Annotated in this window: 10 protein-coding genes and 1 tRNA gene; 10 read left to right on the top strand and 1 reads right to left on the bottom strand. The window is 61.0% G+C overall.

The genetic code is table 11. The features are described 5' to 3' along the window. Window positions 1-8: 8 nt before the first annotated feature. From tolA to ATO7_RS13370, 9 genes are all read left to right on the top strand, one after another. The gene (tolA, locus tag ATO7_RS13410) at window positions 9-923 is read left to right on the top strand and encodes a cell envelope integrity protein TolA (RefSeq protein WP_083562502.1); all 915 of its coding nucleotides are present in this window, start codon (window positions 9-11) and stop codon (window positions 921-923) included. Between the two features lie 2 nt (window positions 924-925). Continuing rightward, on the top strand, window positions 926-2,209 hold the full coding sequence (tolB, locus tag ATO7_RS13405; protein WP_083562499.1) for a Tol-Pal system beta propeller repeat protein TolB: 1,284 nt from the start codon (window positions 926-928) through the stop codon (window positions 2,207-2,209). 9 nt (window positions 2,210-2,218) lie between these two features. Next, window positions 2,219-2,755 (top strand): peptidoglycan-associated lipoprotein Pal, encoded by a 537-nt coding sequence (gene pal / locus ATO7_RS13400; protein WP_083562497.1) that lies wholly within the window; start codon window positions 2,219-2,221, stop codon window positions 2,753-2,755. Continuing rightward, window positions 2,755-3,498: a tol-pal system protein YbgF gene (gene ybgF, locus ATO7_RS13395; protein ID WP_083562495.1), complete on the top strand. Its 744-nt coding sequence runs from the start codon at window positions 2,755-2,757 to the stop codon at window positions 3,496-3,498. The genes pal and ybgF overlap by 1 nt, the downstream gene beginning before the upstream one ends. Next, a complete protein-coding gene (gene queE / locus ATO7_RS13390; RefSeq protein WP_240499478.1) occupies window positions 3,491-4,180 on the top strand; it encodes a 7-carboxy-7-deazaguanine synthase QueE in 690 nt (229 codons plus the stop codon). The genes ybgF and queE overlap by 8 nt, the downstream gene beginning before the upstream one ends. Next, window positions 4,164-4,871, top strand: a complete 708-nt coding sequence (gene queC / locus ATO7_RS13385; protein WP_083562493.1) for a 7-cyano-7-deazaguanine synthase QueC — start codon at window positions 4,164-4,166, stop codon at window positions 4,869-4,871. Before queE ends, queC begins: the two co-directional genes overlap by 17 nt. Window positions 4,872-4,937: 66 nt before the next feature. Beyond that, a tRNA-Lys gene (locus tag ATO7_RS13380) sits at window positions 4,938-5,013 on the top strand. Between the two features lie 226 nt (window positions 5,014-5,239). Then, a complete protein-coding gene (locus ATO7_RS13375; protein ID WP_083562491.1) occupies window positions 5,240-7,411 on the top strand; it encodes a malate synthase G in 2,172 nt (723 codons plus the stop codon). Window positions 7,412-7,418: 7 nt separating this feature from the next. Then, a complete protein-coding gene (locus ATO7_RS13370; protein ID WP_083562489.1) occupies window positions 7,419-8,069 on the top strand; it encodes a hypothetical protein in 651 nt (216 codons plus the stop codon). A gap of 7 nt (window positions 8,070-8,076) precedes the next feature. Here the strand turns inward: ATO7_RS13370 and ATO7_RS13365 are convergent, their stop codons facing one another. After that, window positions 8,077-8,541: an Lrp/AsnC ligand binding domain-containing protein gene (locus ATO7_RS13365; RefSeq protein ID WP_083562487.1), complete on the bottom strand. Its 465-nt coding sequence runs from the start codon at window positions 8,539-8,541 to the stop codon at window positions 8,077-8,079. Between the two features lie 115 nt (window positions 8,542-8,656). Here ATO7_RS13365 and putA point away from each other — a divergent pair, with 115 nt between their 5' ends. Next, window positions 8,657-12,178 carry a bifunctional proline dehydrogenase/L-glutamate gamma-semialdehyde dehydrogenase PutA gene (gene putA / locus ATO7_RS13360; RefSeq protein ID WP_083562485.1) on the top strand — a complete coding sequence of 1,174 codons (3,522 nt, stop codon included), beginning with the start codon at window positions 8,657-8,659 and terminating at the stop codon, window positions 12,176-12,178. The last annotated feature ends 75 nt before the right edge of the window (window positions 12,179-12,253 follow it).

The following is a 12,253-nucleotide window of genomic DNA, read 5'->3' as shown; positions in this document are numbered from 1 at the left end:
GTTGCGCGATGAAATTCGACGCCCAAGACGTGTTCGCTCTGACCTTGGCGGTGGCCTTGCATGTGCTGGCTGTCGCCCTGCTGTGGTTTGGTGCGCCGTCCTTGTTCCAGCAGCAAGCCCAGATCGTGCCAGTCAAAGCGGTTTTTTTGGATACGCAGCGGCAGAATCAGGCAGAGCAGGCGCGTTTGCAGGCGGAAGCCGAAGCCCGACGCAAAGCCGAAGAGGAAGCCCAGCGCAAGGCGCAAGAAGAAGCCCGGCGCAAGGCCGAGGAAGAGGCCAAGCGCAAGGCACAGGAAGAGGCGCGCAAAAAAGCTGAGGCCGAAGCACAGCGCAAAGCCGAGGAAGAAGCCAAGCGCAAGGCGGAAGAAGAGGCGCGTCAAAAAGCCGAGGCGGAAGCGCGCCGCAAGGCGGAAGAAGAAGCCAAGCGCAAGGCGCAGGAAGAGGCGCGCAAGAAGGCCGAGGCAGAAGCCAAACGCAAAGCTGAAGAGGAGGCGCGCAAGAAAGCGGAAGCCGAGGCCAAGCGTAAAGCCGAGGAAGAGGCACGCAAGCGGCGCCAGGAAGAGAACGAGCGGCGCATGCGTGAGGCGCTGGCCGCTGAAGAGGCGGCGATCGAGGCTGAACGTGAAGCGGCTGCCCAGGCCAAACGTGACGCCAGCGACCGCGAGATTTATCAGCGGCAGCTGTTCGAACACATCCAGCGCCATTGGTCACGACCACCGGGCGTGGATGAGGATTTCTCCTGCCGGATTCAGATCAAGCAGCTGCCGGGTGGTCAGATTCAGAGTTTCCAGCTGCTGCAGAGCTGCGGCAACAGTTTCCTCGACGCGTCGGTCGAAAAAGCCATACGCAGCGCTGATCCGCTACCCTTGCCCAATAACCCCCGGGTTTTTGAACGAACACTGACTTTGATATTCCAACCGTGATGATGAGCCGAATTCTGATCCCCCTGCTGTGGCTGCTGTGCACGCCGGCGCTGGCCAACCTGGAAATCACCATCACCGGAGGCCAGGTCGAACCGGTCTCTGTCGGGGTTGTGCCGTTCCAGGTTGAAGCGCTGGAGAATCTCGACACCGACGTGGCGCGCATCGTCGAGGCCGACCTCAAGAGCAGCGGTCTGTTTGCCCCGTTCCCGCGTGAAGATATGCTGGCTCAGCCCAGTCAAGCGGAGAACGTGCGCTACGAGAACTGGCGTGCGTTGGGCGTGGAGCACTTGGTTATCGGCAGCATCCGCCGTGGTTCCATGGGCAACTGGCTGGTCGAGTTCCGCATGCTGGACGTGTTTCGTGGAACCGAGTCGCTGGCTTACGAGATTCCGGTCAGCGCCAGCGGCTTGCGTTATGCCAGCCACCAGATCAGTGACCTGATCTATCAGAAACTGACCGGCCATCGGGGCGTGTTCAACACGCGCATCGCCTATGTGACGGCGGAAGGTACGGTGGAGAGCCGTACTTACAAGCTGATGATTGCCGATGCCGATGGGCATGATCCGCGCCAGCTGGTCAGCTCGCGCGAGCCAATCATGTCACCGGCCTGGTCACCGGATGGTCGCCAGATGGCTTTTGTGGCTTTCGACCAGGGTCAGTCGGCGATCTACCTGCAAACGGTCTCGACCGGGGTGGTGCGCAAGCTGACCAATTTCCGCGGCATCAACGGTGCGCCGAGCTTCTCGCCAGATGGGCGCAAATTGGTGGTTACGCTGTCGCATGAAGGCAACCCGGAAATCTATGAACTGGAGGTGGCCAGCGGCAACACCCGGCGTCTGACCAATGATCCGGCTATCGATACCGAGCCGTCCTATTCGCCCGATGGCCAGTACATCGTATTCACCTCGGATCGGGCCGGGCGGCCGCAGATCTATCGCATTCCGGCTGGCGGCGGCGAGCCCAAGCGCCTCACGTTTGAAGGTCGCAGCAATGCCCGTGCAACATATTCGCCGGATGGGCGTTTTCTGAGCCTGGTGCATCAAAGTGACGACGGTGGTTTCCGTGTTGCCGCGCTGGAACTGAAAAGCGGTGATCTGCGTGTGCTCAGTAACGGCCCGCTGGATGAAAGCCCAAGCTTTGCACCCAACGGCGTTGTTATAATTTATTCGACCAAAGGGCCCCGTGGGGCCGAGTTGGCGACTGTAGCGATAGACACCGGCATACAGCAGGGTTTGAGTCAGCCGGGTGATGTCAGGGAACCGGCCTGGTCGCCGTTCAACAAGTAGGACGACACAATGAAAAATCAGTTTGGCATCTGGATTATGGCCGCCGCGCTGGCGCTGGCGGGTTGCAGTTCAACGCCGGATCAGCCGGAGGATACCAGCGCCTACGATCAGGAGAGCATGGGTCAGAGCGGTGGTCTGGACGGGCAGGGCGTCAGTGACCGCGAGCTGGGACAGGCTAATGCGCTGAGCCAGGCCGAACAGCGCGACGCCGCGCTGCGTCAGCAACTGACCGTTTATTTCGACTACGACAGCAGCCAGATCCGTGCGGACTTCCTGCCGGTGCTGGATGCTCACGCCCGCTACCTGCGTGACAACCCTGGTGCGCGTATTCGGCTTGAAGGCCACACCGACGAGCGTGGCACGCGTGAGTACAACATCGCCCTGGGCGAGCGTCGCGGCGAAGCCGTGCGTCGCGCACTGCTGCTGCGCGGTGCGGCCCGGGCTCAGCTGTTGGTTGTGAGTTACGGCGAAGAACAGCCAGCGGTGCTGGGCTCAGGTGAAACCGCCTGGGCCAAGAATCGCCGCGTCGTTATGGTTTATCAGTAATGCGTATACCCATCGTTCTGGCCGTGGCCGCGCTCAGCGGCTGCGCAAGCATGGGCTCGGAGCCCGATCCGGTCCAGCTCAAGCTCAATGCTCTGGATGCCGAAAATCAGGAGCTGCGTTCGGAGCTGGCGGAAACCCAGCGGCGTCTGAGCGGCCTGGGAGCGGTGGGGTTGGGCAGCAGCGTGGCCAACCTGGAAGAGCAAGTGCGCATGCTGCGCGGTCAGGTGGAAGAGTTGCAGTACAAGCTGGACCGGCAGAACGAACGTCAGCGTGCGCTGTACGTCGACATCGACACCCGCTTGCAAGGGCTGGAAGGTGGATCGACCGGGGGCGCTGCGTCTGCGCTGCTGCAAGAAGATAACAATGCCGATCAAAAGGCGTATCTGGCAGCGTTCCAGAGCCTCAAGTCAGGCAGTTACGATCAGGCCGTTGGTGCGTTCCAGGACTTTCTGAGCAAATACCCGGAAAGCCCCTATGCGCCGAATGCCCAGTACTGGATCGGCGAGGCGTTTTACGTAGACCGCGCTTTTGATAAAGCCTGGGATGCGTTTTCCAAAGTTCTCAACCGTTACCCAGCGAGTTCCAAAGCCAGCGATGCACTGCTTAAACAAGGCCTGTTAAGGGTCGAGCAGGGCAAGAATGCTGAAGCGCGGACGGTGTTGAATAAAGTCGTAAGCGACTATCCGAACAGCTCGGCGGCCAATCTGGCGCGTGAGCGCCTGCAGCAGATGGGCGGTGGGTGACGCGCTGACCAGCGCGCAGACCCAAGTTCGAGCCCCTACCGCCGCGCGCCTGAAGATCACTGAAGTGTTTCGCTCTTTGCAGGGCGAGGCGCTGCAGGTCGGGTTGCCGACCACGTTCGTTCGATTGACCGGGTGCCCGCTGCGCTGCCGTTATTGCGACAGCGCATACGCGTTTCATGGTGGCCAGTGGCGTGAGCTTGAAGATCTGCTGAGCGACCCTCTGGTTCAGGGCACCCGGCACATCTGCGTGACCGGGGGCGAGCCGCTGGCTCAAAAAACCTGCATTCCGTTTCTGCGTGCCCTATGCGATGCCGGGCATGCGGTGTCGCTGGAAACCAGCGGTGCGCTGGACATCTCGCCCGTGGATGCGCGCGTCAGCCGGGTGGTGGACATCAAAACCCCCGATTCCGGTGAAGTGCGGCGTAATCTGTGGGACAACCTGGATGGCCTGCGTGCGCATGATCAGGTCAAGCTGGTGATTTGCAGTCGGGCTGATTTTGATTGGGCGGTCACTATTATTGATCAGTACCGTTTGCTGGAGCGTTGCGCGGTGCTGGTGTCGCCCAGTTTTGGTCAGGTCGATCCCAGTGCGCTTGCGCAATGGGTCCTGGACAGCGGGCTTGAGCTGCGCTTTCAGCTACAACTGCACAAATTGTTATGGGGCGATGAACCAGGACATTGAACACGCACCGCGCGATGCGGTCATCCTGCTTTCCGGCGGTCTCGATTCAGCCACGGTGCTGGCGATGGCACAGGCGCAGGGCTTTCGCTGCCACGCTTTGAGCATTTCCTACGGCCAACGCCATGTGGCAGAGCTGGAGGCGGCGCGGGCCCTGGCGGAACAGGCAGGCTGCCTGAGCTATCGGCGTATCGAAATGGATATGCGCCTAATCGGTGGTTCGGCCCTGACTGACCCGGCGATTGAGGTGCCGACCACGCCCAGCGACGATATCCCCATCACCTATGTGCCGGCGCGCAACACGGTCTTTTTGTCTCTCGCGATGGGGCTGGCCGAGGTGCTTGGTGCGCAGGATCTGTTTATCGGCGTGAATGCCGTGGATTATTCGGGCTATCCTGATTGCCGTCCGGCTTTTCTGGAGCAGTTCCAGAAGCTCAGTCAGCTTGCGACCAAAGCCGGGGTTGAAAGCGGCCAGGGTTTGCGCATTCATGCGCCATTACTGCACATGAGCAAGGGTGAAATTATTCGCCAAGGCATCGCGCTGGGTGTGGATTATGCGGCGACGGTGTCGTGTTATCAGGCCGATGATCAGGGCCGTGCCTGTGGGGTTTGCGATAGCTGCCGCCTGCGCCAGGAAGGTTTTGTGCAGGCCGGGGTGAACGATCCGACAAGATATATCAGTGCAAGCACTTGAATTCGTCGCGAAAATGACTATCCTTTCGCGCTCCGCAGAAAACGCGGTGCAGTAAAAGCAGCATCCGGGCCGTTAGCTCAGTTGGTAGAGCATCGGACTTTTAATCCGCTGGTCCCGCGTTCGAGTCGCGGACGGCCCACCATAAATATCGAGGTTTCACGCTGGCGTAGGCCGGCCTAACGAAACCGGGGCGCGCCATCAGGGCGTCCGCAAAAAGCCAGCCTTGAGCTGGCTTTTTTGTGCGCGCGACAAGGCGAGTGCGATCACCCGCTCACGTCACGCGGTATTGCGGTCACTCAGGTATAATTTCCGGCTTTTTCGGCGGCGTGCAAACGCAGCCACAGTCCTCACAAACCGGAGTATTCACCATGACCCAACGCGTGGAGCGCGCTGGCCTGCAGGTTGCGGCTGTTCTTGATTCGTTCATCGTTGAACAGGCTCTTCCGGGGACCGGCATCAGTGTCGACAAATTCTGGGACGGCTTTGCAGCCATCCTGTCGGATCTGGCGCCGAAAAACCGCGCGCTGCTGCAAAAGCGTGAAGATTTGCAGAAGAAAATTGATGTCTGGCACGCCGAGCGCGCCGGCCAGCCGATCAACATGGACGAGTACAAGACGTTCTTGCAGGAGATTGGCTATCTGGTCGAAGAACCGGCTGACTTCCAGATCTCCACCCAGAATGTTGATCCGGAGATCGCCCAGGTGGCCGGCCCGCAGCTGGTCGTGCCGGTGATGAATGCACGCTTTGCCCTGAACGCTGCCAACGCGCGCTGGGGCAATCTGTATGACGCGCTGTACGGCACCGATGTGATTTCGGAAGAGGGCGGGGCGGAGCGTGCCGGGGCCTACAACCCGGTGCGTGGCGCCAAGGTGATCGAGTTTGCACGCAAATTCCTGGACGAAAGTGTGCCGCTGGCCGCTGGCAGCCATCTGCACAGCACGGCTTATCGCATTGTTGATGGTCAGCTTGAGGTCAAACTGTCGTCGGGCGAAACCACTGGTTTGAAAGACACCACTGCGCTGGTCGGGTATCGCGGTGATGCGCCGAACCCGAGCGCGGTGTTGCTGGTGCAGAACGGTCTGCACATCGAAATCGAAATCAATGCCGATCATCCGGTTGGCCGGGACGATCCGGCACATGTCTGTGCGGTGCATCTTGAGTCGGCGTTGACCGCCATTCAGGACTGCGAGGATTCGGTTGCTGCTGTCGATGGCCCGGACAAGAGCGTGGTTTACAGCAACTGGCTGGGCCTGATGAAAGGCACGCTGGAAGAGTCGTTCAACAAGGGCGGCAAGCTGATGACGCGTCGCTTGAATCCGGATCGCGAATACACGGCGCTGGATGGCAGCAGCTTGAGCTTGCCGGGGCGCAGTGTACTGCTGGTGCGCAATGTCGGCCATTTGATGACCGTGGACGCCGTGCTGGATGGGGAAGGCAACGAAGTGCCGGAAGGCATTCTTGATGCGGCCGTGACCAGCGTTTGTGCCATGCATGATCTGGCCAAGACCAGCGGTGCGCGCAACTCGCGTAGCGGCAGCGTGTACATCGTTAAACCCAAGATGCACGGCCCCGAGGAAGTGGCGCTGACCTGCGAGTTGTTCAATCGGGTTGAAGATCTGCTCGGGCTGGCGCGCAACACGCTCAAGGTCGGCATCATGGATGAGGAACGCCGGACCACGGTCAATCTGAAGGCCTGCATCTTTGAAGCACGCGAGCGCGTGATCTTCATCAACACCGGCTTCCTGGATCGCACCGGTGATGAAATTCACACCTCCATGGAAGCCGGTCCGCTGCTGCCCAAGGGCGACATGAAGTCGCAGCCCTGGCTGACAGCCTATGAAGACTGGAACGTTGATATCGGTCTGGCCTGCGGCTTCAACGGCCGGGCGCAGATCGGCAAGGGCATGTGGGCCAAACCGGACGAAATGGCCGAAATGCTGGCGACCAAGCAGAATCACCCGCTGGCCGGCGCCAACTGTGCCTGGGTTCCGTCGCCGACCGCGGCAACCCTGCATGCTATCCACTACCACCAGATCAATGTGCTGGCGCGTCAGCAGGAACTGGCCAAGCGGGCCCGTGCCAAGCTGGAAGATATCCTCACCATTCCGCTGCTGACGGACCCGGCCAGCCTCACTGCCGAGCAGATCCAGCAGGAGCTGGACAACAACGCACAGGGCATCCTCGGTTACGTGGTGCGTTGGATTGATCAGGGCGTGGGCTGCTCCAAGGTTCCGGACATCCATGACGTGGGCCTGATGGAAGACCGTGCGACCCTGCGTATCTCCAGCCAGCATATCGCCAACTGGCTGCGTCACGGGATCTGCACGCAGGAGCAGGTCATGGAAACGCTCAAGCGTATGGCTGAAGTGGTCGACCGTCAGAACAGCGGTGATCCGCTGTACCGCAACATGGCGCCGAACTTCGATCAGTCTGTGGCTTTCCAGGCGGCTTGCGACCTGGTCTTCAAGGGTTGCGAGCAGCCCAGCGGCTACACCGAGCCGGTCCTGCACGCGCGCCGTATCGAAGCCAAAGCCGGCTGAGTCTGGCGTGGGGGCTTTCCCCGGGAAATGGCGCAGTCTGGCGCTGGGCTTCGGTGCGAAGTCCAGCGCTGGCTTGCATGACATCCAGGCGCCAGAGGTGGGCTTGTGGGCCTTGGCCCAGGATGTGGTGGCGACGCCTGGCGGGGCCGCCGCGTTGTTGCTCGCTGCGGTGCAGGCCCAGGTTGCGCGCGGTGAAGACCTTACCGCCGCCTTTCTCAGTGCACATGGGCGCGCCCAGCGAGAGCTCAACACGCCGGGCGCGCGTATCGTGGCGCTGCGCCGTCACGGCAACAGCTTTGAACTGGCCTGGGTCGGGGCCATGCGGGCGTTTCTGGTCCGCCAGCGCCGTGTGCTGACGCTGACCCGCGATATCGACGGCGGGGGCGGGGGATATCTCGTCACCACCGAGCGCATGAGTCAGTTAGGCGCTCCAGGGCGCACGCGCCCCAAGATCGATCGCAATCTGGTCAATGCACAAAAAGGTGACTACCTGGTGCTTTGCGGAGATCAGGTTGATGAGCCTGTGTTGCATGACACGCTGCCAGCTTGCCTGCACGGGCTGTGGAGTTTCGACTACAAGGCGCGCCGTGTTCAGGATGTGCTGAACAAACACAGCACAGCGCCCGGACGGGTGGTCATCTGTCAGGCGCTCAAGTAACGGCGCGCTACAAGGGCAGGCCGAGATCGTCCTTGACCTGCTCGATCACGGTATAGGTGTGCGTTTGCGCGACGCCGGGTAGATCAACCAGGCGACCCAGTACGCGGCGGTAGTCATCCATGCCCGACATGCGCAGTTTGACCAGATAATCAAACCCACCCGCCACCATGTGGCATTCGGCGACTTCCGGCAGATCAACCAGCGCATCGCGAAAGTGTGCAAACACTTCGCTGGTCGTGCGATCCAGGGTGATTTCCACGAACAGCGTGGTTCCGTAGTTGAGGCGCTGCGCATCCAGATGGGCTTGATAGCGGGCAATATAGCCTTCGCTTTCCAGGCGCTTGACCCGCTCCAGGCATGGGCTGGGGCTGAGATTGACGCGTCGGGCCAGTTCCACATTGGCAAGGCGCCCGTCGCTCTGCAGTTCCTTGAGAATCAGGCAATCAATGCGATCTGGCGCGCGGGGCGGCATAAAACACCTATAAAAATGAAGTTTACCGCTTATTATTCTGAATAGGCGTGTAAAAAGCCACACTATTTTTTGTCAGGCTTTTTACCATGCGGTGCATGACCAACGAGTGATGCATATGCCCTGGACGCCACCGCTGCCATCCGCTGATGATCCGCTGCTCCGAGCCATGCACCAGCACTGGCTTCAGGCCGATGAAGCCGCTTTGGCGCCGCTGCTGACGCTGGCTGATCTGGGGGCAAGCGCTCGCCAGCAGGCACGTGAATATGCGCGCAGGCTGGTCGAGCAGGTTCGCGCCACGCAGCACCAACGCGGTGGCGTTGAGGCGCTGCTGCACGAATATTCGTTATCAAGCGAAGAGGGTGTTGCCTTGATGTGTCTGGCCGAAGCCTTGTTGCGGGTGCCCGACGTGACAAGCATGGATGCCCTGATCCGCGACAAGCTGCAGGACACGAACTGGGCCGCGCATCGCGGCCGCAGCCATGCATTATTCGTCAATGCGACCACCTGGGCGCTGCTGATCAGCGGCAAAGTGCTGCGCTACGGCGACGTCGAACGCCAAGCGTTGCACGGTGTTGTCCCGCGTATGCTCGGGCGCTTGGGTCAGCCCGTACTGCGCCGCGCGATTCGGCAGGCCATGGCGATGATCGGCAAGCTGTTCGTGATGGGCTGCACGATCGAGCAAGCTCTGGTGAGCGCCGAAAAAACGGCAAGCCCAGGCGAGTTGTATTCCTACGACATGCTGGGAGAGGGGGCGCGTTGCGCTTCGGCGGCGACCACGTATACGCACCGTTATCGCCAGGCCATTGATGCAATCGGACAGCGCAACACCAGCGGACATCCCGATCAGGCGGCGGGTATTTCAATCAAGCTTTCTGCGCTGCACCCACGTTTTGAGGCGGCCCAGCGTGAGCGTGTGCTGCACGAGTTGGTGCCGACATTGCTGGATCTGTGCGTGCAGGCGCGCCGTTACAACATCGGTCTTACGCTGGATGCGGAGGAGGCCGCGCGCCTTGATCTGTCCTTGCAGGTCATCCAGGCCGTTCTGCGCGAGCCGGCATTGCGCGGCTGGGATGGTTTTGGGGTGGCGGTTCAGGCCTATCAGAAGCGTGCACCGCTGGTCATCGACTGGTTGGTTGCGCAGGCCCGCGGGGCCGGTCAGCGCATCATGGTCAGGCTGGTCAAGGGCGCTTACTGGGACACCGAGATCAAGCGCGCCCAGGTGCAGGGCCTGGCTGGCTACCCGGTATTCACGCGCAAGCTCAGCACTGACCTGTGCTATCAAGCCTGTGCGCGCAAGCTGCTGGATCAGCGCGCCTACGTGTATCCGCAATTTGCCACCCACAATGCGTGGACGGTGGCTGCGATTCTGGCCATGGATCAGCAGCGTACAGGCTACGAGTTCCAGCGCCTGCATGGCATGGGTGCGGAGCTGCATCATCAGGTGATGCGAGACAGCGGTGTTACCTGCCGGGTTTATGCGCCGGTGGGTGAGCATCAGGACTTGCTCGCGTACCTGGTTCGGCGTCTGCTGGAAAACGGTGCCAACAGCTCCTTCGTCAACAACATGGCGGATGAAAACATCCCTGTTCAGGCGCTGATTCAGGACCCTTTGCTCAAACTGCGCGAGTGCGCTGATGTGCATAACCCGGCCATCGCGGCACCCCGCGCGTTGTACGCACCAGCGCGTGACAACTCCGGTGGGTTTGATGTGTCGGATATCTGTGCATTGCAGCGTTTGGATGATGCGGCCAGAACCCTGCCCACGTACGAGCACGCGGGCAGGGCAGAGCAGACTGTTTACAGTCCGGCGGACATCCGCCAGCGTGTGGGGAGCTTTGCCTGGGATAGCACGGCGTCCATGCAGGACAAGCTTGCGCGCGCCCAGCGCGCCTTCGCGCGCAAGGACTGGCTGGCGCCCGCCCGGGCCGCGTTTCTGCTGCGCTTGGCCGATGCCCTGGAAGCCGAGCAGGCGCACTGGATTGATCTGTGCGCACGCGAAGCGGGCAAAACGCTGCTCGATGGGCTGGCCGAAGTGCGCGAAGCGGCCGATTTTTGTCGCTATTACGCGGCGCAAATTCAGCGCTTGCCGCCAGGGCGCCCTCATGGCGTGGTGCTGTGTATCAGCCCGTGGAATTTTCCGCTGGCGATTTTCATCGGCCAGATTACCGCGGCTCTGGCCGCCGGCAATGCGGTGCTGGCCAAGCCCGCCGAGCAGACCAGCTTGATGGCCTTGCACGCGCTGAAGCTCATGCAGACGTGCGGCCTGCCGCCCGACCGGGTGCAGTGTGTGATTGCGCCAGGTGCTGATGCGGGCAGGGTGCTGGTCCCGGATTGCCGGATTCAGGCGGTGCTGTTCACCGGTTCCAACCGCACGGCGCGCTGGTTGTTCAGGACGCTGGCTCAGCGCACCGATGCGCCGATTCCACTGGTGGCTGAAACGGGGGGGCAGAATGCCCTGATCGCCGATTCGACAGCACTGGCAGAGCAGTTGGTGGACGATGTCATCCGCTCGGGTTTTCATAGCGCCGGTCAGCGTTGCTCGGCCCTGCGCGTGCTGTTTTTGCAGGCGGACACGGCAGATCGGGTGATCGAATTGATCAAGGGCGCCATGGATGAACTGAAACTTGGCAGCCCGCAGGAGCTGGCTACCGATGTGGGGCCACTCATTGATGAGCCGGCGCGCCAACGATTGCATGCACATTGCCAGCGTCTGGATAAAGAGGCGCGTTTGCTGCACGTAGCTAAGTCAGCGCCGACGCATAGCCAGGGTTACTTTTTCGCTCCACGGCTTTATGAAATCCAGCATATGAAACAGTTGCCGGAGGAAGTGTTCGGGCCGATTGTGCATGTGATTCGCTATGCTGCAGATGAATTGCCGGCCGTGGTCGAGCAGATCAACGCCGCAGGCTTTGGGTTGACGCTGGGCATACACACGCGCATTCAGCGGTGCGCGGACTATCTCGCTGCCGCCATCAAGGTTGGCAATGTTTATGTCAATCGCGACATGGTCGGTGCGGTGGTCGGCGTGCAGCCGTTTGGTGGGCGAGGGCTCTCCGGCACCGGGCCCAAAGCCGGTGGGCCACTTTATGTGCCCAATCTGAGACGGCATGATTCCGGAGCGGGCAGACAACGCTACAAGGCAGCAGACACGGCGCCGGTTGCGCTGAGCAGTTCTGCCGGCGAGCGCAATCTGTATCTCATCCAGCCCAGAGGCGTGGTCGCTGCGTTCTATGCAGCGGGTGATCCGGTGAGCCACTGCCTGGCGACTATGGACGCCGTGCTATCCACAGGGAACGTGCTGCATCTTGTTATTCCCGAAGGTTGGCGAGACGTGGTGCTCGAACGTGAGCATGCGTTACGCAGTGAGCTGGGCGAATTAGGGGCTGTGGTACTGCATGATCCAGTTCAACTGGACGCCGCAGCGTGTTATCACACGCTGGTTATCCCGCCCGGGAGCGCTTTGCTTCAGCCGACGATGTCGCGTTTGCTGGATCAGCAGTGCGGCGCATTGCCCAGGATTGTGCGGGATGAACCCAGTGCCAGCTATTGGCAGCGATTCGTCGATGAAAAAGTGATCACGACCAATACCATGGCAGTCGGTGGAGATGCTCATTTGATGTCGTTGGACGGGGGATAGTGCGGATGGGGCTGCCATGTTGGCAAGCGGCAAATCGCTGCCAGATCGTTTTGGTCGTCATGGCTGGCCGTGTTC

Source organism: Oceanococcus atlanticus, assembly GCF_002088235.1.
Lineage (GTDB): Bacteria > Pseudomonadota > Gammaproteobacteria > Nevskiales > Oceanococcaceae > Oceanococcus > Oceanococcus atlanticus.
Note: the sequence above shows the minus strand (reverse complement) of the source record. Positions and strands in the feature narration are given on the sequence as shown.